Here is a 22,126-nt window from a genome sequence, read left to right as displayed (position 1 = left end):
AATAATGGCGATTATGTCGGCAGAGTTTGGTTGTTTTTTGTTGGATGATTTTAGCGTTTTGCCAGCTTAAGTATGGGGCATGAATTTGGCGCCGCGCCAGTTTCTTTGTTACGTAAAGCTGTTTTCGCGCTATGGTGATAATAAATCGAGGGAAACGCTGTTTTGAAGCCATGCTACGGATGATTTGTGCCCCACATTTCCCTATAATAGCGCCAGATCTGACCCTGCAATTATAAATAATAAGGTGAAAAGACGTGATGGAGATCATCCGCGGAGCCCCTGCATTATCAGCGTTTAGAGTCCAAAAGCTAATGGAGGCCTGTCAGAGTGCGGCGCTTCCAGTACAAGATATCTATGCTGAGTTCATACATTTAGCCGATTTAACAGAAGCGTTGGACGCTGGCGAAACCCAGCAGCTGGCCAAACTGTTAACCTATGGACCTGCGATTGAAGCACATGCGCCCCAAGGCAACTTGTACTTCGTAACGCCACGTCCGGGCACCATCTCTCCATGGTCGTCGAAAGCGACCGACATCGCTCATAACTGTGGCCTGAACAAGGTCAAGCGCCTAGAGCGCGGTATCGCCTACTATGTTCAGGCCGATAATCTGGACGACGCCCAGCAGAAGCAGCTGCTTGGCCTGCTGCACGACCGCATGGTCGAAGTGGTTCTGCCAGATTTCGAGCAGGCGAGCAGCCTGTTTGCCCGCACCGAGCCTGCGGTCTTTACCAGCGTCGATGTGCTGGGTGAAGGCAAGGCGGCACTGGAAGCGGCCAACGTTAAACTGGGTCTGGCGCTGGCGCCGGATGAGATCGACTACCTAGTAGAGAACTTCCAGCGTCTGAATCGTAACCCTAATGATGTCGAGCTGATGATGTTTGCCCAGGCAAACTCGGAGCACTGCCGTCACAAGATCTTCAACGCCGATTGGACCATCGACGGCGAGGTGCAGCCAAAATCGCTGTTCAAGATGATCAAGAACACCTTCGAGAAGACCCCAGATCACGTGTTATCTGCCTACAAAGATAACGCCGCCGTGATGGAAGGTTCTGTCGCCGGTCGTTTCTTCCCCGAGCCAAACGGGGTGTACGCCTATCACACGGAGCCTATGCATATCCTGATGAAGGTGGAGACCCACAACCACCCGACGGCCATCAGCCCATACCCGGGTGCGGCCACAGGTTCAGGCGGTGAGATCCGCGACGAAGGCGCAACCGGTCGTGGCTCTAAGCCTAAGGCTGGCCTCACCGGCTTTAGCGTATCAAACCTTAAGATCCCAGGCTTCGTACAGCCATGGGAAGGCGATTATGGTAAGCCTGATCGCATCGTGACCGCCCTGGATATCATGACCGAAGGCCCACTGGGCGGTGCGGCCTTTAACAACGAATTTGGTCGTCCGGCGCTGCTGGGCTACTTCCGTACCTATGAGCAGGAAGTTTCGAGCCACAACGGCGTCGAGGTACGTGGCTATCACAAGCCGATCATGCTTGCCGGTGGTCTGGGTAACATCCGCGAAGAGCATGTGCAGAAGGGTGAGATCACCGTCGGCGCCAAGCTAATCGTACTGGGTGGCCCTGCGATGAACATCGGCCTGGGCGGCGGCGCGGCATCTTCTATGGCCTCTGGCCAGTCGAGCGAAGACCTCGATTTCGCCTCGGTGCAGCGTGACAACCCAGAGATGGAGCGTCGCTGTCAGGAAGTGATCGATCGCTGCTGGCAGATGGGCGAAGCCAACCCGATTCAATTTATCCACGACGTGGGTGCGGGCGGTCTGTCGAACGCCTTCCCTGAGTTGGTGGACGACGGTGGACGCGGCGGTCGTTTCGAGCTGCGCAACGTGCCATCGGACGAGCCTGGCATGAGCCCGCTGGAGATCTGGTGTAACGAGTCGCAGGAGCGTTATGTTCTTTCTGTGGCGCCGGAAAACCTCGAGCTGTTCACCGCCATCTGTGAGCGTGAGCGCGCGCCATTTGCCGTGGTGGGTGAGGCGACTGAGGAGCGTCACCTGACCCTGTCAGATGAGCACTTCGACAACAAGCCTATCGATCTGCCGCTAGAGGTTCTTCTAGGCAAGGCGCCTAAGATGAGCCGTGACGTGGTGTCGCAAAAGGCAGATTCGCCTGCGCTGGCACAAGAGACCATCGAGCTGAAAGACGCGGTGCGCCGCGTACTGCGTCTGCCAACCGTTGCCGAGAAGACCTTCCTGATCACTATCGGTGACCGCACGGTTACCGGTCTGGTGAATCGTGACCAGATGGTTGGTCCTTGGCAGGTACCTGTGGCCGACTGCGCCGTGACCGCATCTAGCTTCGATTCTTACAGCGGTGAAGCAATGTCTATGGGCGAGCGCACACCGCTGGCACTGCTGGACTTTGGCGCCTCGGCGCGCATGGCGGTAGCCGAATCTATCATGAACATCGCCGGCAGTGATATCGGCTCACTCAAGCGTATCAAGCTGTCGGCCAACTGGATGTCTGCCGCGGGTCACCCGGGTGAAGACGCAGGCCTGTACGAGGCGGTCAAGGCCGTGGGCGAAGAGTTGTGTCCTGAGCTGGATCTCACTATCCCAGTGGGTAAAGACTCGATGTCGATGAAGACGGCCTGGCAGGACGGCGGCGAAGATAAGACGGTTACCTCGCCTATGTCGCTGGTGATCACTGCATTCGGTGCGGTGCAAGATATTCGTAAGACGGTAACCCCAGAGCTGAGAAGCGACAAGGGTGACACCGAGCTGTTGTTGGTCGACCTTAGCCAGGGCGAGCGTCGCTTGGGCGGCTCATGTCTGGCGCAGGTATTTGGTCAGCTGGGCGACAAGGCGCCAGACTTAGCCGATGCGGCATTGCTGCGCGGCTTCTTCGAGGTGACTCAGGCGTTGGTGGCCGATAAGGCGCTGCTGGCCTATCACGACCGTAGTGACGGTGGTCTATTCACGACGCTGGTTGAGATGGCGTTTGCCGGTAACACAGGTCTGGATGTGGATCTCAGCGCGCTGACGGGCACTCATTTAGAGCGTCTGTTCAACGAAGAGCTGGGCGCCGTGATCCAGGTACGTGCAGCCGATAGCCAGGCTATCAAGGCGCAGTATCAGGCGGCCGGTGTGGCTTGCCATCTGGTTGCCAAGCCAGTGGCTGGCGACAGCATCATCATCCGTGATGCAGGGGCCGAGGTATTGGCCGAATCACGCACCGAGCTGCGTACCATCTGGGCCGAGACCACCTATCGCATGCAGGCGATGCGTGACAACCCTGAGTGTGCCGAGGAAGAGTTCAAGCTCAAGCAGGTGGCCGATGCCCCAGGCTTGACCGTGGATCTCAAATTCGACCCGAGCGAAGATATCGCCGCGCCTTATATCCTCAAGGGCACAGCGCCTAAGATGGCTATCCTGCGTGAGCAGGGGGTTAACTCTCACCTTGAGATGGCCGCCGCCTTCGACCGCGCCGGCTTCGAGAGTCGCGACGTTCACATGTCTGACATTCTCTCTGGCCGTATCAGCCTCGAAGAGTTCCAGGGCCTGGCGGCCTGTGGTGGCTTCTCTTACGGTGACGTACTGGGCGCCGGTGAAGGTTGGGCCAAGTCGATTCTGTTCAACGGCCGTGCCCGTGAAGAGTTCAGCCGCTTCTTCGAGCGTAACGACAGCTTCGCCCTCGGGGTATGTAACGGTTGTCAGATGCTCTCTAACCTGAAAGATATCATTCCGGGTACCGAGCATTGGCCACACTTCGTGCGTAACCGCTCCGAGCGTTTCGAGGCGCGTTTCAGCCTGGTGGAAGTGCAGAAGAGCCCATCCTTCTTCTTCGAAGGCATGGAAGGCTCACGTATGCCGATCGCCGTATCGCACGGTGAGGGTCGCGCCGAGTTTGCATCGCCTGAGGCGCTGGCCGCCGCAGAGGCGTCTGGCACTATCGCGCTGCGCTTCGTCGATGGCCATGGCCAGCTAGCGACGCAGTACCCAGAGAACCCTAACGGCTCACCAAACGCCTTAACCGGTATCTGTAGCACAGACGGTCGCGTCACCATCATGATGCCGCACCCTGAACGTGTGTTTAGAACCGTGGCGAACTCTTGGCATCCTGACGAGTGGGGCGAAGATAGCCCATGGATGAGAATGTTCAGAAACGTTCGCGCTAAATTAGGTTAACCTAAGCTTGGCGGTTTAATTGATGCAAAAAGGGCCTCGAAAATTCGAGGTCCTTTTTTTATACCCATAAAGAGTTAGTTTAAACCCACACAGATACATGCACTTAGCCCTACTTTATTACATCCTGAACTGCTAAATAGCCATAAAGTAGGGGTATCGACGGTTTTTTCCTTTAGTTCGCGCAAATCACGCTTAATGGGATCTGCCCGGAAAATCGCTAAAAGGCGATATTATTTATTTAGCGTCTGCTAAACTAATCTAAAATCATCTAAACCAAGTCGTTAGAAAGTAAAAAGCCACCGCCTTCGAGAAGAAAACGGTGGCCGTTTTGCGCTAACAAAACTTCAAGCAATGACGGGGTTAAGGCGCTATTTACAGCTCTCTTGCAGTATAGAGTTCAACAAAAGTGCGCTTGTAGCTGTTAACTAGACGATCAAATAGGTTTTTCATAACGGATTCTCCACACAGTGATTAATGATGTGAGCGGAGTGTGGCTTGCCGGGCAACTTCACCGGGTTGATTGAGCCGTCTCCTTAACACAGGCATATAGTAAGCAAATGCCGCCTAGGGAACAAACGATTAAAACTTCAAATTCGCATTAGAATTTTTAATCAGTAATAAGTATTGTTGGTGTGGTGTCGATGTTTTTAATTTTATATATCATTGATTTTGTTGGCTTGTGTTGTTGGTCGCGTATTGGTTTTGGGTTACATATATTGACTCTGAATTTGTTAAATCTTGTTAAATATTGCATTTTGCGCGATGTGGGCTGAAATTTGCTAAAAATAGCCTTTTTATCAAAAATTAATGACTTCCTATCACGTTTATAATGTTTTGGCAAGCGTGTTGCCGGGTGAAGTGTGGCGCCGTCCGCAAAACCCACTATCCGCGCCGTGTTTGATTGATTTGAATCAATTTTGAATGGTATAAAATGCTTAGGGTACGTTTGATATGCCTTGTTGTAAGTTTTTGAAAAAAATAATTTAAATTGATTTTCTCGGCCGTTTTCTGCGACGGGGGTTTAAAAACCAAAGGGTTTTGTGAGCCGCCTCTCAAAAACCGGGGTGAGAGGGCCTTTTTGAGCGTCAGCGACGCTTGAGCGAGGCAAAAAGTTAAAATTTGGCGGTTTGTGAGACACGGGTCTGACAAATTACTTGAATAATAAAATTCCTAAATAGGCATTTTTCCGGGTTGATGGGGATCTAACCTTGAAGAATGATCGCACCACCTAAGGAGTCACTGATGATTGTTGAAGAGGTTGTAGAGCTCTCGCGCTTACAGTTTGCGCTGACAGCTATGTATCACTTCCTGTTTGTACCTTTGACCTTGGGGCTGGCGTTCTTGCTGGCCATTATGGAATCACTCTATGTGATGACCAATAAGCAGATCTATAAAGATATGACCAAGTTCTGGGGTAAGCTTTTTGGTATTAACTTCGCCCTGGGCGTAACCACAGGTCTGGCGATGGAGTTCCAGTTCGGGACTAACTGGTCATACTATTCTCACTATGTGGGTGACATCTTCGGTGCGCCGCTGGCTATCGAAGGCTTGATGGCCTTCTTCCTCGAATCTACCCTGGTGGGTATGTTCTTCTTCGGTTGGGACAGATTCAGCAAGCGTCAACATTTGGCGGTCACCTGGTTGGTTGCGCTGGGCTCGAACATGTCGGCGCTGTGGATCTTGGTTGCCAACGGCTGGATGCAGAACCCAGTAGGTAGTGTGTTCAACTACGAAACCATGCGTATGGAGATGACCAGCTTCGCCGAAGTCCTGTTCAACCCGGTTGCGCAGGTGAAGTTTGTTCATACCGTGGCTTCTGGCTATGTGGCTGGCGCCATGTTTGTTCTGGCCATCAGCTCTTACTACATCCTAAAGAAGCGTGATCTGCCGTTTGCCCGTCGCTCATTTGCCATCGCGGCAAGCTTCGGTATGGCGTCTATCCTGTCGGTCATCGTACTGGGTGACGAGTCAGGCTATAAGGTGGGTGAGGCCCAGCGCGTTAAGCTAGCGGCTATCGAAGCCGAATGGCACACAGAACCTGCACCTGCAGCCTTTACCGCTGTGGGTTTCCCGAATCAGGAAACCATGCATACCGATTACGCCATCAAGATCCCATACGCCATGGGTATCATCGCCACCCGTTCTATCGATGAAGAGGTGACAGGTATCCGCGACCTTATCGTCGAACACGAGGAGCGAATTCGCAACGGTATGAAGGCTTACGCCATGTTGACCGAGCTGCGCGCCGGCAAGGAAACCCCTGAGCTGCGTGCCGCCTTCGAGGAGGCAAAAGTCGACCTGGGTTATGGCCTGCTGCTGAAGCGTTACACAGACAATGTGGTCGATGCGACAGAAGAGCAGATCAAGGCCGCGGCTAAAGACTCTATCCCATCGGTTGCGCCTATGTTCTGGAGCTTCCGTGTGATGGTTGGCCTGGGTGTTGTCATGCTGTTCGTGTTTGCGGCGGCCTTCTGGCAGAGCACACGTCATCAGATCGAAGAGAAGCCTTGGGTACTTAAGGCGGCGCTATACAGTCTGCCACTGCCTTGGATCGCCATCGAGTGTGGTTGGTTCGTGGCCGAGTACGGTCGTCAGCCTTGGACCATTTCTGAGGTGCTGCCAACCTTCATGTCGGCGTCTAGCCTAACGGCTGCGGATCTCTGGTTCAGTATCATCTCTATCACGCTCTTCTACACAGTCTTGCTGGTGATTGAGCTGTTCTTGATGATCAAGTTTGCACGTAAGGGACCTAGCAGTCTCAAGACGGGCCGTTATCACTTTGAAAACCTAGAAGCTTAAACCGGAGATCTCATTATGTTTGATTATGAAATATTAAGATTTGTCTGGTGGGCGCTGATTGGTGTGCTGTTCATCGGATTTGCCGTCACCGACGGTTTCGACATGGGCGTGGGTGCCTTGCTGCCTATCATAGGTAAGGACGATACCGAGCGCCGTATTATGATCAACTCGATTGCCCCCCACTGGGACGGCAACCAGGTATGGTTGATCACAGCCGGTGGCGCCCTGTTTGCCGCCTGGCCTATGGTATACGCGGTCTCTTTCTCTGGCTTCTATGTGGCCATGATGTTGGTGCTGTTTGCCCTGTTCCTGCGTCCCGTGGGCTTCGATTACCGCTCTAAGATCGAAGATCCAAGATGGCGTAAGGCTTGGGACTGGGCGCTGTTTGTGGGTGGCTTCGTTCCGCCGCTCATCATAGGCGTGGCCTTCGGCAACCTGCTGCAAGGCGTGCCGTTTAACTTCGACGAGTATCTGCGTGCAACCTACCACGGTGGTCTGTTTGGCCTGCTTAACCCATTTGGCCTACTGGCCGGTCTGGTGAGCGTGTCTATGATCATCATGCAGGGCGCTTCTTGGCTACAGATGAAGACAGAAGGCGAGCTGCGCGTACGTGCAGCGACGGCGACCCAAGTGGCTGCGGCCTTGGTTGCTGTGCTCTTCACCCTGGCCGGTGTATGGCTAGCCAATGGTATCGACGGTTATGTTGTCACCTCGACTATCGACACCCACGGCGCATCTAACCCAGCCCTTAAGACGGTTGCGGTAGAGGCGGGTGCCTGGCTGGCCAACTACGACAAGTACCCAGTGACCATGCTGTTCCCAATCCTGGGTATCGCCATGCCTGTACTGGCGCTGCTGGCGAGTCGTTTCAACCGCTCTGGTTTCGCCTTCCTGTTCAGCTCGCTGGCGGTGGCTATGGTGATCCTGACCTGCGGCGCGGCCATGTTCCCGTTCGTGATGCCATCATCACTTGAGCCAAACGTGAGCCTGACCATGTGGGATGCCACAGCGAGTCACATGACACTGACTGTGATGACCTGGGCGGCCGCGATTTTCGTGCCTATCGTGCTAAGCTACACCATCTGGACTTACTTCAAGATGTTTGGTCGCTTGAGCCGTAGCTACATCGAAGACAACAAGACGTCACTTTACTAACAGGAGCCGACACTATGTGGTATTTTGCTTGGATATTAGGCATTTTGCTGGCGTGTTCTTTCGGTATCATCAACGCCTTGTGGTTAGAGAATACTGAGAACATGGATAGGGATTCAGAGCTTAACGATTAAGCCATGAATTCTGAATCTAAGAACCCCGTATGAGAATGCGGGGTTTTTTATTGTCCGTGTTTGGGGCGCACGGGCTGGTGGCGAAGGGGGATTAAGAGCCCTTAAAGGTCGTTACGTCTACCTGTATTAGTATTTGCTATGGACTTGAAGGTCGCACCTTCATGGCTATCTAACGCCTGCCCGACGAGGGGGGATAGTGGTAATTGCGTATGGCAGCAATTGGTATTGGCTAGTACATTGAAGGTCAACCCTTCGTGGCAACCTATAGCCTGCGGCTCGCTTTTGTGCAGATACATCTGCTACACGCCGTGAATACTTCCTTGTAGGCTCGACGATGGCATCCCTGCCATCGACGTCCGCAGATGCATCTACACTGGGGGCCAACGTCTCTTCGATTTGGCGGTATTGGTGTATTTAAAGGGTGAAAGCTAACTGAATTTTGCCCCAAAGTTCTTAGAAAGTTGTCGGCTGAGCAGTAACGAATGGGCTTTCTAGCCTAGAAATTCTTATCGCTACACCCGCGTGATGTAATTCACTACTCCCCAACCAAAAAACTGGATAACTATACAGTTATATTCAAATCACAAGGGTTTTGAACGATTTTTATCCTGTATTTGTGCGCGTTTTCTCATTTAGGTGTAAATAAATGGCTTTAAAATCAAGTGCTTATAATATTTGTTAAGTAGATAATAGGTTTGAAAAACGCGCATGCGCGTTTTTCCAAATGGTATATTTGGCAAAATGCTGATAAGTTCATTACATACAAATAGTTAGCTGTGCGCGTTTTCACTGGTCCAACGAGGTAAACGCGCATGCGCACTAATAAAATGTTAATTTGCGGGTCAAGCCAGAAAAAAGTTTGGTGGTAATCGAACAGGGAAGTGGTAAAAGTGTTCAATCAGTTCGTTGGTAAATCTTCTGGCTTCATAGGTTTCTATAAGTTGGGCAATTTGCTCCAGCAAACCTTGTGGGTCGTTGCGAGTTGGGTGGTATGTAAAGCAGCCATTCTACAGGCTAAGGTTCCGCAGGCGCTCCACAACGTGGTGGTCGGCAAGTTAATGCAGCCGCACATTAACAAGGTGTTGTTGCGGACCCTTAACCGCTCGCTCGTTTTGTGCTTGAATAGCACAAAACAACCTCGCGGTTATGGCCGCAAAACACGGCGTTAGCCAAAAGAGTATGGAGACTTCGCATTGTCAAAGGAACGAAACGTCAACTATCGAGCCATACATACGAAGAATTTGTGGCGTCAGGCACGGCACGACAATATGGAAAACGCTCTAGGTACGAAGCGGGGTGCGAAAGCGCTATTTTCCGGAAAAGCCGCAATTGATTACAAGAAGCAAGGAAAGCCACTCTATGTCATCGTATGGGAGGAAGGCTCAAAAAGTGGTTTTGTTGTTAAGCCTGATCCGAACAATGAAGGCGAAATTGTTAAAGCAGAGATATCCATTCAAAAGATCTCTCAATATGAATCAATAGGCTCAGCCCGTCCAAAAGAACTCGAAGAACTGTTCCAAATAGAAGTACCAGCAATAAGCGAACCTATTGAACCGGTCCCTGTCGTTGATGAACACGTACTTTCTAGCATCTTAACTAGGAGAGGACAAAAAGCATTTAGGGAGGGGTTGTTACAAGCATATAGTAGGCGTTGCGCCATAACGGGCTGCGATGCAGAGCCGGTCCTGGAAGCCGCGCATATCATACCGCATGCAGAGTCACAGTCTTACTCGATCTCAAACGGGTTGTTACTCCGAGCTGATATTCATACGCTCTTCGATTTATTTCATCTATCAATTGATCCTGAGACAGCAGAGGTCGCGTTAGCTCCGCAATTCCATAGTTCATATCCAGAGATAGTGGGTGTGCATCTTCGTGTACCTGATGTACCGGAACAGTTGCCGAGTCCGACGGCGCTTAAACAGCATTTTCTAAACTGGAAAAGAAAAAACAATGGCTAACGCCAGCCATACAGGGATAGTACATGAATCGTCTTAAAATAGTTATTGATAGTACGCTCAGTTTCTACTCGAAATGGAAGCTTTTTATTCTCGCTTTTTTTGTGTCAGCTAGTCTGGGATTAGGCTTCATTCTATTTGGCCCCTTCATAACTTCAGATGCCTACGAATGGTATAAAACAATCTCCGCTGCCAATCCTTTAGTGTCAGAATTTGTCGATGTTCAAGGCATGATTGCCGATAAATTAATCGCTAGTACGGTTCCTTTATTTACAGTTTGGACCTTAGTTCTAGGTGCCTACTGCCTAGATAAAAATCAAATTCGGATAATCAACGAGAGTTCCAAGTACCTTGCATTTTTTACGGGAAGCACAGCTCTCATAGTGCTCTGCCTTGGAGGCACTCTTCTTGGTATATGCCTTTACGGATTGAAGGAGCTTGGCTATAGCCATGCATTTTTAGCTGCAACAGTATTTGCAGTCATGGTGGTCGGATGTGGCTTTCTTATTAAATCTGCAACTAGACCAGAGTTAAAAGAAAATTCAGTCCTTAATAAATTAGCCAGTTCAATGCTGGTAGTTTGTTTTTTACTAGCTATATCTGCTTATGTCTATGGCCTAGTCAAAGATCCAATTCTCTACTGGAATGTAATACATGAAGCATGTCAAATGGCTAACAAGTGCGTCAATTAGGATGCTCGCAAGCTCGCACCAATTACGCAAGCGTTAAGTGTCAGAATGAACTACGACGAATATATCAAGGAAGTTGAAAAGTTCTCAGAAGATGAGGTGGTTGCTCGTCTAGGGAAACATCTTTCAGAGTGGAAGCAGGACGATACTGATACCTTCGAGTTGGCGGATTCAATTGAGCGATTCTTTGGTAATTCCTGGATCGAAAGAGAGGAAACCCATAATCACCTGTATCGCCTCTGGTCTAAGTTTAAAAAAGAGGCCATAGATGGCATTGGTGGTATGAGCATGAACGAGAGGCTGTACTGGTTTGGTCTATTCGAGCGGTTTGAAAGTTCTCAGTCAGAAGCAGCGCAAAAGGTAATTTATGCCAAACTCTGTGCAAACACTTAACAAGTTGCTCAAGTTCACTCCGGCCGAAAAAAGCTCGGCCTCCGCGGGACAACCTACACTGCATTTCGGCTGCCCCTTAGCAAGGCGTTATATTACTAAGGTGAATCGTGCTAGGTAGGAAGGAAATTGTCGGTTTTAAAGTTGGTAAAACTTTGGCTGATAGTCGCGATTTAAGAGAAATCGAGATTTGGGTGGCAGGTGTTCTGGTCACGCAAAGAGATGGTATCGCACATATTCCTAGTTTATCGGGAATTGCTTTTTCCGAATCAGAAAAAGTTAGAGACTTCGCAAGATTCAATCATTATTTTCACGGAAAGGATGAGAAAGAAATACACAAATTCATTCTTGGTACTCGCATTTCTGACTTTGACTTCAAAGATTCAGATGAAATATATGCCGAGCATCAGGTTTTTGATTGGGGCACAAACACAGACTACGTAATGTGTTTTCTTGTGCCTTACCGTGAAAAGTTGTTCATCACAATCTCCTTAGATGACGAGAAAGAATCGGAAATTCAATCAGTCGAAATTGATGAAGACTCATTAAGAGAGCTCCTTTTCAATTTCAGCATTGCATTGAGCAGGTCTTAAGATAGCAAGCCAATAATGCTTTGGGGGGAATTGGCTCGGCTCCTCTGTCGCAAAGTGTAGCTAAGCATTTATAGGCCCTCTGTTGGAGGGTTACACATATAAAATTTAATTCGAATCTGATGAAGCCGCGTTAAGAATCTAATTTGCTTTTTCCAAGTATGATTTTGTTTTGATTGTCTATGGATATCAAATGCAGCTCAATCGAAGAGACAGATAATCAGGTGTAAACACATTTGTGACCTTCCGAGGCATGGATGCCGAGGTAGAGCTCACAAGGAAGTGCTTGCAGCGTGTCACAAATGTGTTTGCACATAAGGCCTGCGGCAGGCAATTGATACACCATGAAGTCATGGTTAAGGCTTCCTTTCCGATGGCTATGCCGGCAAACGTTAAACATCCATTCCAAGCCACAGCGCTTCAATCGTTAAACTACCTAGGCATTAAATTTCCAAGAGTCGACACCTCGCTAAGCACATCAGGTACTGGTATGTCAGCTAGACATAAAAAAGCCGCTTGATAGCGGCTTTTTTCGTTGAGATGAGCGGTTACGCTGAATTTACGACTTAAACACGCTGATCTTCTGTTTGATCTCGGCGGCTATGTGGGAGAGGTTTTGGGCGGCGTCGACTGTGTCGCCGGCGCGCTGTTCGCCGTCGCGGGCGAGCTCGGTGATCTCATGCAGGTTGCGGGTGATCTCGTCGGCCACCGCACTCTGCTGCTCTGTAGCGCTGGCGATGCTGCTCGACGCGATAGCCAGCTCCCCGATGCTGATGGTGATCTGGTTGAGGTTGGTCGCGGCCTCCTGTCCCTGGGCGGCGGAGGCGGTGCCCAGCTGGTGGCTCTGGCCCATCTGCTCGGCGGTGAGCTTGATCTGCTGCTGCAATTGAGTGATGGTCTGGCTGATCTCTGAGATCGAGGTCTGAGTGCGCTGGGCCAGGGTTCTCACCTCATCGGCCACCACGGCGAAGCCGCGGCCCTGTTCGCCGGCGCGGGCGGCCTCGATGGCGGCGTTGAGCGCCAGCAGGTTGGTCTGCTCGGCGATGCTGTTGATCACCTCAGTGACCTGGCTAATCGCCTCGCTCTCCTTGCTGACGTTCTCGACGCTCATATGGCTGGCATCTAGCTGTTCGCTGAGTTTGCCAAGGCCCTGCACCAGCTGATCGAGCTGCTGGTGGCCATCGCGGGAGGCGTTGTCGACCTGCTGGCTCTGGCTGGCGCCTTCGCTGGCGTGGTTGGCCACGTCGCGCACCGAGGTGGACATCTCTTCGATGGCCGTGGCTATCTGGTCGGTCTGCGCCATCAGCTGCTGGGCCTCTTCGCCGTTGAGTCTGGCCACTTCCTGGGCGCTGCTGGCCTGCTCCTCAAGCGTATTAACCGAGGCGCGCAGGGCACCGACCAGTTCGCGCAGGCTCAGTGCCATCTGGCGGGCGGCGTGGGTGATTCTGTCGACCTCGTTGTCTGTGTCTGGGCTGACCTGGTCGAACTCTTGAGTCAGGTCACCCTTGCCCAGCTCGCTAAGCTGGTGCTGCAGGTGACGCAGCGGGCGCAGTGTCTTAATCAGCACCATGGAGAGCAGCAGGGTGATCAGCAGCACGCCCACGGCAGCGACGCCGGCATTGATGCTCAGCAGTTTCAGGCTCTCTTCGTTCAGCTCACGCTTCTTGGCCTGACCCAGCAGGGTCCATTGCCAGCCGGGAATGGTGACGGCGTAGGCGTACATGGGCTCCTTGTTGCCATTGAGGTATTCGCTCTCCTGGCCGCCGCGTTTGGCCGCGTCAAGAGAGAGGCCGTCCAGTATCGCCTCGTTCAGTATGGTGCCCGACTCTTGGTTGGGCTGGGCGATGATGGCGTTGTCCACGTTGCGGATCAGGGTGAAGTAACCCGACTCCTCCAGCTTGAGCTGGTTCATGGAGCGCTGCAGCTCGGTCAGCGCCTCTGAGATATCGAAGCCGATATAGAGTATGCCAATGATGTCGCCCTGTGGGCCCGTGATGGGGCGATAGACTGTCATATAGTCTTTGCCAAACAGTCTGGCATAGCCTTCATACTCTTTGCCCGCCATCAGCGCGCCGTAGCCCGGGTGCTTCTTACCCAGGTAGGTGCCTAGGGCACGTTTGCCGTCGGCTTTTTTCAGCGAGGTGGAGATGCGGATAAAGTCGTCGCCATCGCGTACGAAGACGGTGGCGTTACCGCCGGTGAGGTTGGAGTAGCGATCAACCTTACTCTTAGAGGCGTTGATCTGTTCGCGCTCGTGCACCAGCGCCGGGGTGGGCTTCCCCATGACCATGACGGTCTTATCTGGCTTGAAGAATTGACCAGGGTACATGGCTCTGAGCACATCGGCGTTGCGTCTGGCGAGAGACAGCAGGCTGTTGTACTCGAGTTCAATCAGGTCGGCGGTGCTGTGCATCTGCGCTTTTACGGCCGTCTTACCTTTATCTTCCAGCACGTTGGCGGCTGTGATGTAGGAGACGCTGCTGAGAATGGCAAATACGACGACGGTGAGGATCAGGGCAAGGGCGCCTATCTGTTTGGCGATAGGCCAGTTTTTATAGTTCATTATGGTAATCCACCTTGTGGTTAGACTGTCGCTAATGTAACTAAGGTAGTGCGAGATTGTTTTGACGCAGGTCTATTTCGGTAAAGGAAAAATTGCCCCAGGCCTCGGCAATTAGTCTAAATATGCACTGGATCACCCTGGGCGGGCGAGCCAGTGCATCTTGTGATTAGCGAGTTGACAAGACCGTTAGCTTAGCCGTTAGCCAAGCCGTTAGCTGGGCTGAAGTGCGGGCACGGGCGCCGCCTGGCGCTTGGTCATCAGCAGCTGGTACATGGTTGGCACCCAGACCAGGGACAACAGGGTGGTGAGCGCCGTGCCGCCAGCGATGGCGATGGCAAACGGTGGCCAGAAGCCGCCACCTGCGATGATAAGCGGCAGGAAGCCGCCTATGGTGGTGATGGTGGTTGAGCCGATATGGCGGCCGCAGCTGCTGACCACTTGGACAATAGCCTCAATACTCGCCTCTCGCCTGTCTGGCATATCCTCGAGCTCGGCCAGGATGACGATGGCGGCGTTGATCGCCAGCCCCATCAGGCCCAGCAGGCCGATGATCACCGTAAAACCGAAGGGATAGTTAAACAGGTAGACGGCGAGTAGGCCAAGGCCTGCCGACTGCACTGCGCTCAGCAGTATGATGCCGGTCAGGCGGAAGGAGTTGAACGACAGCACCACGGTCGCCAGCAGCAAAGTGATCACCAAGACGATGTTGGACAGCAGGTTACCCACGGCCTCGTTGCGCTTGGCGCTCTCGCCGCCCACCTCGATACGATAACCGGCGGGCAGGGTGAGGGCGTCGATGCGCGTCTTGGCCTGATTGAGCACCTGTTGGGGCAGCACATCGCTCTCCAGGTAGGCCTCTATGGTGTTGACGCGCTGGCCGTCACGTCTGGGGATGGCGCCCAGGCTGACGTCGATACGGCTGCTGGCCAGCGCCGAGAGCGGGATGCCGACGCCGTTGCTCGACAGCAGGTTTATCTGTGACAGCTCGGTCTGCTGCTCGCGCATCAGATCTTGGGTTCGTACCCGGATCGGTAGCGACTCCGTCTGCTCCAGTATGCTGCCGCCGTTGATGCCGGTAGTGGCCATCTGGATCTGGTTGGCGATATCCGTCAGGCTCAGGCCGCTCATCTTGCTGGCGTCTTCGTTTACCTGAAACCAGACCTTAGGTGCGCCGGCGCTCAGGGTGGCGCGGGTGTGCAGCACGTGATCTGTGGTGATCAGAATGCGCCGCACCTCATCGCCTATTTCTCTAAGGGTATCTAAGTTGTGGCCGTAGATGCGCAGCTCTACGGGGGCATTGAACGGTGGGCCCTGCTCTAGCTTACGCACCAGGATCTGCGCCTCGGGGAACTCGGTGTCGAGCTGTGTCTGCAATCTTGGGATCAGCTGGTTGGCGCGCTCGAAGTCGGCAACCTTGATCATCGCCTGGGCATAGTTGGCCGCCCCTTGCTGACGCTGCAGAAGGTTGTAGTAGAAGGAAGGCGCATTGCCGCCAATCACCCAGTCGAGCCTCTGCATCTCGCCGGTGGCCCTGAGCTTGGCATCGATACGCTCTACTAGGGCGCGGGTGTTCTCAATGCTGGACTGGGGCGCCAGGTGCACCTCTATCTGGAACATGTCCCTGTCTGACGGCGGGAAGAACTGCTCTGTCATCTGCCCCGAGGCGATAAAGCCGCTAATGGGCAATATGCCTATCACCACGCCGGCCAACAGGGGACGCTTGAGGGCGATATGCAGTGTAGTGCTAAAGGCGCGGGCGATAATGGGGAAGTTGACCCCACGCTGATACCAGTGCGTGGCATCGCCCTCGGCGCCGAATCGGCCCGCGAAACCGGCGATCAGCGTATGGGATATGAGGTAGGAGCCTAGCAGGGCGAAGATCACCGAGATAGCGATACCGCCGACAAACTCTCCCGCGGCCCCCGGCATGAGGATGATGGGGGTGAAGGCCAGCATGGTGGTGATGGTGGAGCCTGCCAGTGGCAGCCAGAGATGTTTGAGGGTCTCGCCGACGGCGCTGAGGCGATCCAGCCCCTGGCGGCGACGCTGGGCGATGGCATCGACGATGACGATGGCGTTATCCACCATGATCCCCAGCGCCACCACCAGGCCGGTCACCGACATCTGATGAATCGGCAGGCCGACATACTTCATGCAGGCCAGGGTAAAGAGGGCGGTCAGCGGCAGCGACAGGGAGACGATCACCGCGTTGCGCAGCCCCAGAGTCAGCATGAGCACCACCAAGATGATGATGAAGCCCAGCAGCAGGCTGGCGATAAGGTCGCTCAGGCGAGTGGTGGTATAGCCTTCTTGATCGAACAGCCACTGGATCTTCACGTTGGAGGAGAGATCCCCTTGCACCTTCTCGACCACGCGATGCACCTGCTGTAGCCAGAGGTCGACCCGGGTGTTGTTGAGCATGCGCGCCGACACCATGATCCCCTGAGCCTGCTCTATGAGGGCGATGCTGGCGGCGGGTGTCTTGGGCTGGCGCTGCACGCTGGCGACCTCTCCCAGGCGTATGATCTGACCGTTTTCATCCACTTTGAGCGGCACCTGTCTGATGCGGGTGACAGAGTCCAGCTCGCCGGAGACCTCCACCAGGGCGCGAAAGGCGTCGTTGGTGATCTCTCCGGCGGACACCTTAGTATCGGCGTTAGCCAGGATCTGGGCGATGGCGGCGGCGCTGAGGCCGATGCGGTTGACGTTTTGGGCGTCGATCTGCACCAAGATCTCTTCGGTGGGGGCACCATAGAGTTTCACGAAGTCTGTGCCCGGGATCAGCCTGAGCTGACTCTGTAGCTCCTTGGCATAGCGGTTGAGGATATCCTGGCGCGGCTCGCCCGCACCTTGCCACACCAGACCCAGAATGGCGGTGTTGGCATAGCCCAGCTGATCATCCAGCAGGGCATTTTGCGCCGCGGGGGGCAGCAGGTTCTTGGCATCGTTGATGAGATCCCTGGCCCTTGACCAGACGGGGTCTGTCTCTGTGATCCTGTCTTTCAGCTCTAGCTGGATGACGGAGATCCCCGGGCGTGAGGTGGACTGCACCAGTTTCAGCTCTTCCAGGCGTCTGAGCTGATTCTCTAGCACCTCGGTGACCAAGGCTTCGACCCGCTCCGCCGACGCGCCCGGATAGTGGGTGACCACAGAGGCGAAGCGGTTGGTGATGCTGGGATCTTCCATGCGGGGCAGGCTGGTGATGGCGCCAAGGCCAGCGACGATCAGCAGGGCGATCACCAGACTAGCCAGACGACCATTTTCGACTAAGGCTTTTATCATGACTTACCTCGTCGCCACTTGGGTGTTGAGCATGACGCGCTCGCCTACCACCACCTTGTGCAGGCCCTGGGTGACGAAGCGTTCATCTTCGCTGATGGCTCCCTGGATGAAGGCCTGATCGCCACGGGTGTAGAGGATCTCTATGTCGCGCCGCTCGATAAGGTATTGATCCGGCTGTTGCTCGACCAGCACATACAGGTTCCACAGGCCGCGAAGGCCGTCGGTGAGCGAGGAGATGGGCACCCAGAAACCGGCGTTATTGACTGTCTTGTTGTAATGCAAATAAGCCAGCTCGCCGTTGATCACCTTAGCATCGGTAGGCAGGGTCAGGCGCACCGGTACGGTACGCGTCACAGGATTGACCTCGGCGCCTATGCCGGCCACGGTGGCGAGATAGGGGGTCTCTTTCACCGTTAGGGTCAGCTGCTGGCTGTCTTGCAAACTTTGCGCGAGTCCTACGGGCACGCCGACGATGGCCTGGGGATTGTTGTGTTGGATCAGGGTAAACAGCGGCGCGCCCAGGGCGACGACTTCGCCTAAGTTATTGTTACGTTTGGCGATAATACCATCAAATGGCGCGACTAGGGTGGACTTGGCGATCCGCAGCGCGTTGGCCTCAATGGCGGCGCGCAGACGTTGCTCGGCGGCTTGCAGGCTGCTGAGTTGTCCCTTGAGTTCGTCCAGTTGCTGGGCCGAGGCGTAGCCCTGTTGTTTCAGGGCTTGGCTGCGCTTGAGGGTGCTCTGGGCCAGCTCTCTGTCGGCGCGGTTTTGCGCCAGGCTGGCCTGCAGCTCGCGCTTCTCGGCTTCAAGCAAGGAGGTGTCCAGCTGGGCCAAGAGGTCGCCCTGTTTAACATGATTACCGCTATCTACCGCCAGGTGTTTGATCTTACCTGCCAGCTCGAAGCCGATGGCCGTGGTATTGCCGGCGCGTATGTTGCCGGTGAATACCTGCTCCGTGTCATAGCTGATCGAGCGGATCAGCCGCTGACTGGAGACCTTGGGGAAATGTTCGCTGTCGGGGGCGCTGCTGGACTCATCCTGTTGGCAGCCGCTGGCCGCGAGGCTGAGGCTGCTCCATAACAACACCCTGGCGAGGGACTTGGCGGTAAAGATCGTCATACTGATACACTTCCGTGGTTAACAGTTGGTGAATAAATCGTTAAACTAGACTTGTTAGTCTAATTTGCAAAAACTGGACTGTCTAGTCTAGTTTGTGTATAAATATGTCGTGATGAAAATGAAGACCTTATAGGACGTTTCAATGGTACAAACACCCCTTAGCCGTAGTGAACAGAAGAAGGCGCAGATATTACACGCCGCGATTGAGCTCTTCTGTGGGCAAGGATTTCCCAATACCAGCATGGATGAGGTCGCGAAGTTGGCGGGCGTCTCTAAACAGACCGTCTATTCGCATTTTGGCAGCAAGGATGATCTGTTCGTTGCATCAATCGAATCTAAGTGTGTGGTGCATCAGGTGACGGCTGAGCTGTTTACCAGCCCCCAGGATCCCGAGCAGGCGCTGCTGCATTTCGGCAACTATTTTGGCGAGATGATAGTATCGCCCGAGGCGATAGAGGTGTTTAAGACCTGTGTGGCCCAGGCCGATACCCACCCGGAAATTTCGGCGCTGTTTTTTAATGCCGGCCCTGAGTTTTTATTGAACCTTTTAGAAAACTATTTCGCCCAGGTGGAGAAGCTAGGTCAGTATCATTTTGGCGATCTGCGCCATGCCTCGGTGCGTCTGTGTATGATGCTGTTTGGCGAGATGCGTCTCAAGCTAGAGCTGGGCTTACCGGTAGAGGATCTGATTGCTAAGCGCCCGGCCTACATCAAAGAGACGGTGAGCATGTTCTTGCGCGCCTATCGAGTCTAGGCGCTGGCAATTTTAGTTCAGAGTGCGGCTTTAATCAGAGTTTTAGCCACGCTTTTAGTAGCAGAGCTTGCCGTTTTGAAGGGAAAGTGATCTTTTCGCCAGTCTGGTCGTACTAAGCTTGAGTGTACTAACTTTATGATTGGAATTTGGTCGGGTGCCTACATTGAAATCGCGCAGCCGGCCAAACCTTAAGATCAACTGAGTAGCCCCAGGGAGAGGGTATGAAGCCAAGCCTGTTATCTCGCAATAAGATCAACGCCCTGTTTCTAGGGGTAACCTGTCTGACGGCCGTTTCCGCCGAGGCGGCCCAAGGGGGAGCGCGACAGGCGTCGCCCTTGACCCTGTCGGTATCGCGCATCGGCGTCGGTGAGGCCGATGTGGGTGACAGCGGCCTGGCATTGCAGCGCGACACCTGGCTGTTCGGCGCCAAGACCAGTTATGCCTTGAATCGTCAATGGTCGCTGAGTGCCAGCATCAGTTACGACAGGCTGGATTATGACTGGAGCGGCCGCGGCGCCTCACTGCTGGAGGGTAATCTGGCGCCCTGGTCCAATGTGGACAGGTATGGGGTTGGCCTGGGGGTCAGCTTTCGTCCCAACAATCGTTGGCTGTTCATGCTGGCGCCTAAGCTGCAGTACGCCTATAGCGAGGGCACCTCATCGTCCAATGCCCAAAGTTATGGGGTGGTCGCCTCAGGCATGTATCGCTTCAATGGCGGCAACATGTTGGGCCTCGGGGTCGCCTATCTCAATGACATCTCCGAGGTGCGCACCTTGCCTTATCTGGCGGTGAACTGGCAGATAACCGACAAGCTTAAGCTTGCCAACCCCTTCTCGGCGGGCTTTAGTGGCCCCGCCGGCCTGGAGCTGAGCTATCAGTGGTATGAGTCGCTCGAAGTAGGCGTCGGCAGTTCGAAGCGCACCCAGAGATTCTTGGTGAAAGATGAAGATGTGACCCTAGAGATAGACGAGTGGGTTGGCTTTGTCAGGGCGGGCTGGCAGGCGAGCGAGCCACTCAAATTTGATGCCTATCTGGGCTATTTCTTCAGTGGTGAGATAGAGCTCTCCTCGCCGAAAACCCAGGAGTCGCTGGAGAATCAACTCGCGTTGGCGTTTTCCGCCCAGTATCGATTCTAGGTTGTCGCTGATGAATAAAAAAGTGATGAATCAAAAAATGCGATGAATCAGAAAATGTGATGAATACAAAAATGGCCTGAACATACCGTCAGGCCATTTTTTTATGATTTCTCATCTAGCTTTCAGTTAGCTACCGGCTAGCTTCAACTCTTGCTTAATCACCTAGCATGGCTTTTTTGAGGCTCTTCTGCGCCGGTTTATCGCCCAGCCAGATCTTCAGCAGCGCCTTGCGAAAGGCCTCACCCTTGACCGTCGCCTGCTTTTCGCCATTCTTATAGGCGGTGACGCCAAGATCTTTTACTGCCTCCAGGGTAAATTGATCCCCCTCGGCAATCGGCGCCGAGAACAGGGCCATGAAGGCATCTATCTGGGGTTGAATCGCCTGAGGCTCTCCGTCTGTGGCGTCGTCAAAACCTTCGATGATCGCATCTTGCATCTTCTCAGAGGTGATCATGCCTGAGACGATATTCAAGCGAATCGCGATCCTAGGGGCGTTGAGCACACTCTCCAGCGTTTGGCTCGGGCTCGGGGTGTATAGGCTGCCCACATAGAGATCCATAAAGAACTTGCTGCGAATGCCGGCGCCGTTAAGGGCTAAAGGCTGTCCGCTTAGGGTGATCTCGTCGGCGAGTGGCACGTCGGCCAGGATGTTGGTGGCCAGTGTGTTAGCGGTAAGTGTGTTGGCGGCCAGTGGAGCACTGACCACGGCTGTCATTAGGAGTAGTTGGCGTAGGAGGGACTTCATATAACCTCTTATAATACCAATCGTAGCAAATAATTGATCACTCTAGCTTGTTAAATCGTCCGATAACTGTGTTACTATTTTTGATTGTAGAATAACTACTTATCGAAAAATTCTGCCTTGTTCTCGAACGTTTTTCCTGCGCTATTTCTGTTCACTTACTTACCGTGATTGGTATAGATTGTAATCGTTGGACTAGCCGCGTTTACCCAGCTGATATTGACCGCTCTGGTGGAAAAGCGCCGCCTGTTTCTTCTTGGGGGCGATCAGCAGTGGGCCGTCATCGAAGAAGAGAAAACATTTCCAGTTACGCACGAAGATGTCCCAGCGGGTCTCAATTATCTGATACTTGTCGTAGCAGAAATAGACCTGAGTATCATCACTCCAATCGAAGTGGCCCTGAAACAGCTCGGGTAGGGCGGGGGAGTCGCTGTCCCAGGCGCTTTGCCAGTGGTCGGTTTCCTGCCAGGCATCGCCCTTGGCGGCCCAGTCGCCCTTGGTAAATTGCTCGCTGCGGCTGCTCTTGTTGCTCACCCACTGATTCCACACCGTCATGGATGATTTTTGATCCAGGGGCTTGATGCAGGCCTTGTCTTCATCTGTGACAGGAAGATCTTTATGGTTAAAGATCCATTTGCGTTTGTATTGTTCGAGTGGGATATAGGTGTGCGCCACAGGG

15 protein-coding genes are annotated in these 22,126 nt (G+C 53.5%); 10 read left to right on the top strand and 5 right to left on the bottom strand.

Annotation, left to right across the window (positions count from 1 at the left end):
- The first annotated feature begins 257 nt into the window (after nucleotides 1-257).
- The 8 genes from purL to K0H81_RS13505 all read left to right on the top strand — a co-directional run bounded on the left by purL (nucleotide 258) and on the right by K0H81_RS13505 (nucleotide 11,854).
- Nucleotides 258-4,139 carry a phosphoribosylformylglycinamidine synthase gene (gene purL, locus K0H81_RS13540; RefSeq protein ID WP_220060862.1) on the top strand — a complete coding sequence of 1,294 codons (3,882 nt, stop codon included), beginning with the start codon at nucleotides 258-260 and terminating at the stop codon, nucleotides 4,137-4,139.
- Between the two features lie 1,242 nt (nucleotides 4,140-5,381).
- Entirely contained in the window at nucleotides 5,382-6,938 is a 1,557-nt protein-coding gene (locus tag K0H81_RS13535; protein ID WP_011865104.1) for a cytochrome ubiquinol oxidase subunit I, read from the top strand.
- A 15-nt stretch (nucleotides 6,939-6,953) separates the two neighbouring features.
- On the top strand, nucleotides 6,954-8,093 hold the full coding sequence (cydB, locus tag K0H81_RS13530; RefSeq protein WP_011865105.1) for a cytochrome d ubiquinol oxidase subunit II: 1,140 nt from the start codon (nucleotides 6,954-6,956) through the stop codon (nucleotides 8,091-8,093).
- A 14-nt stretch (nucleotides 8,094-8,107) separates the two neighbouring features.
- Nucleotides 8,108-8,224: a cytochrome bd-I oxidase subunit CydX gene (cydX, locus tag K0H81_RS13525; protein WP_041510590.1), complete on the top strand. Its 117-nt coding sequence runs from the start codon at nucleotides 8,108-8,110 to the stop codon at nucleotides 8,222-8,224.
- A gap of 1,268 nt (nucleotides 8,225-9,492) precedes the next feature.
- Nucleotides 9,493-10,185, top strand: a complete 693-nt coding sequence (locus K0H81_RS13520) for an HNH endonuclease (RefSeq protein ID WP_220058662.1) — start codon at nucleotides 9,493-9,495, stop codon at nucleotides 10,183-10,185.
- Between the two features lie 23 nt (nucleotides 10,186-10,208).
- The gene (locus K0H81_RS13515) at nucleotides 10,209-10,874 is read left to right on the top strand and encodes a hypothetical protein (protein WP_220058661.1); all 666 of its coding nucleotides are present in this window, start codon (nucleotides 10,209-10,211) and stop codon (nucleotides 10,872-10,874) included.
- A 45-nt stretch (nucleotides 10,875-10,919) separates the two neighbouring features.
- Complete coding sequence (locus K0H81_RS13510) at nucleotides 10,920-11,264, top strand: hypothetical protein (RefSeq protein WP_220058660.1); 345 nt, start codon at nucleotides 10,920-10,922, stop codon at nucleotides 11,262-11,264.
- 107 nt (nucleotides 11,265-11,371) lie between these two features.
- Entirely contained in the window at nucleotides 11,372-11,854 is a 483-nt protein-coding gene (locus K0H81_RS13505; RefSeq protein WP_220058659.1) for a hypothetical protein, read from the top strand.
- A gap of 556 nt (nucleotides 11,855-12,410) precedes the next feature.
- On the opposite strand, the gene K0H81_RS13500 is transcribed toward K0H81_RS13505, so the two are convergent.
- From K0H81_RS13500 to K0H81_RS13490, 3 genes are all read right to left on the bottom strand, one after another.
- On the bottom strand, nucleotides 12,411-14,414 hold the full coding sequence (locus K0H81_RS13500) for a methyl-accepting chemotaxis protein (protein ID WP_220058658.1): 2,004 nt from the start codon (nucleotides 14,412-14,414) through the stop codon (nucleotides 12,411-12,413).
- 210 nt (nucleotides 14,415-14,624) lie between these two features.
- Complete coding sequence (locus tag K0H81_RS13495; protein WP_220058657.1) at nucleotides 14,625-17,696, bottom strand: efflux RND transporter permease subunit; 3,072 nt, start codon at nucleotides 17,694-17,696, stop codon at nucleotides 14,625-14,627.
- Between the two features lie 3 nt (nucleotides 17,697-17,699).
- Nucleotides 17,700-18,815 carry an efflux RND transporter periplasmic adaptor subunit gene (locus K0H81_RS13490; RefSeq protein WP_220058656.1) on the bottom strand — a complete coding sequence of 372 codons (1,116 nt, stop codon included), beginning with the start codon at nucleotides 18,813-18,815 and terminating at the stop codon, nucleotides 17,700-17,702.
- Nucleotides 18,816-18,957: 142 nt separating this feature from the next.
- Between K0H81_RS13490 and K0H81_RS13485 the strand changes: the two genes are divergently transcribed.
- Both K0H81_RS13485 and K0H81_RS13480 read left to right on the top strand, forming a co-directional pair.
- Entirely contained in the window at nucleotides 18,958-19,569 is a 612-nt protein-coding gene (locus K0H81_RS13485) for a TetR/AcrR family transcriptional regulator (protein WP_220058655.1), read from the top strand.
- A gap of 221 nt (nucleotides 19,570-19,790) precedes the next feature.
- Nucleotides 19,791-20,705: an outer membrane beta-barrel protein gene (locus tag K0H81_RS13480; RefSeq protein WP_220058654.1), complete on the top strand. Its 915-nt coding sequence runs from the start codon at nucleotides 19,791-19,793 to the stop codon at nucleotides 20,703-20,705.
- Between the two features lie 154 nt (nucleotides 20,706-20,859).
- On the opposite strand, the gene K0H81_RS13475 is transcribed toward K0H81_RS13480, so the two are convergent.
- Nucleotides 20,860-21,420, bottom strand: coding sequence for a chalcone isomerase family protein (locus K0H81_RS13475; protein ID WP_220060861.1), 561 nt, complete (start codon nucleotides 21,418-21,420; stop codon nucleotides 20,860-20,862).
- Nucleotides 21,421-21,642: 222 nt separating this feature from the next.
- Complete coding sequence (locus K0H81_RS13470) at nucleotides 21,643-22,122, bottom strand: DUF2947 domain-containing protein (protein WP_041510598.1); 480 nt, start codon at nucleotides 22,120-22,122, stop codon at nucleotides 21,643-21,645.
- Nucleotides 22,123-22,126 lie beyond the last annotated feature (4 nt).

The sequence above is a fragment of the Shewanella halotolerans genome, from assembly GCF_019457535.1.
Taxonomy (GTDB): domain Bacteria; phylum Pseudomonadota; class Gammaproteobacteria; order Enterobacterales; family Shewanellaceae; genus Shewanella; species Shewanella halotolerans.
This window is presented reverse-complemented; position numbering and strand designations above follow the sequence as displayed.

Coding starts and splice junctions, on each gene's coding strand:
- purL (WP_220060862.1), top strand. CDS start 258: ATGGAGATCATCCGCGGAGCCCCTGCATTATCAGCGTTTAGAGTCCAA.
- K0H81_RS13535 (WP_011865104.1), top strand. CDS start 5,382: ATGATTGTTGAAGAGGTTGTAGAGCTCTCGCGCTTACAGTTTGCGCTG.
- cydB (WP_011865105.1), top strand. CDS start 6,954: ATGTTTGATTATGAAATATTAAGATTTGTCTGGTGGGCGCTGATTGGT.
- cydX (WP_041510590.1), top strand. CDS start 8,108: ATGTGGTATTTTGCTTGGATATTAGGCATTTTGCTGGCGTGTTCTTTC.
- K0H81_RS13520 (WP_220058662.1), top strand. CDS start 9,493: ATGGAAAACGCTCTAGGTACGAAGCGGGGTGCGAAAGCGCTATTTTCC.
- K0H81_RS13515 (WP_220058661.1), top strand. CDS start 10,209: ATGAATCGTCTTAAAATAGTTATTGATAGTACGCTCAGTTTCTACTCG.
- K0H81_RS13510 (WP_220058660.1), top strand. CDS start 10,920: ATGAACTACGACGAATATATCAAGGAAGTTGAAAAGTTCTCAGAAGAT.
- K0H81_RS13500 (WP_220058658.1), bottom strand. CDS start 14,414: ATGAACTATAAAAACTGGCCTATCGCCAAACAGATAGGCGCCCTTGCC.
- K0H81_RS13495 (WP_220058657.1), bottom strand. CDS start 17,696: ATGATAAAAGCCTTAGTCGAAAATGGTCGTCTGGCTAGTCTGGTGATC.
- K0H81_RS13490 (WP_220058656.1), bottom strand. CDS start 18,815: ATGACGATCTTTACCGCCAAGTCCCTCGCCAGGGTGTTGTTATGGAGC.
- K0H81_RS13485 (WP_220058655.1), top strand. CDS start 18,958: ATGGTACAAACACCCCTTAGCCGTAGTGAACAGAAGAAGGCGCAGATA.
- K0H81_RS13480 (WP_220058654.1), top strand. CDS start 19,791: ATGAAGCCAAGCCTGTTATCTCGCAATAAGATCAACGCCCTGTTTCTA.
- K0H81_RS13475 (WP_220060861.1), bottom strand. CDS start 21,420: ATGACAGCCGTGGTCAGTGCTCCACTGGCCGCCAACACACTTACCGCT.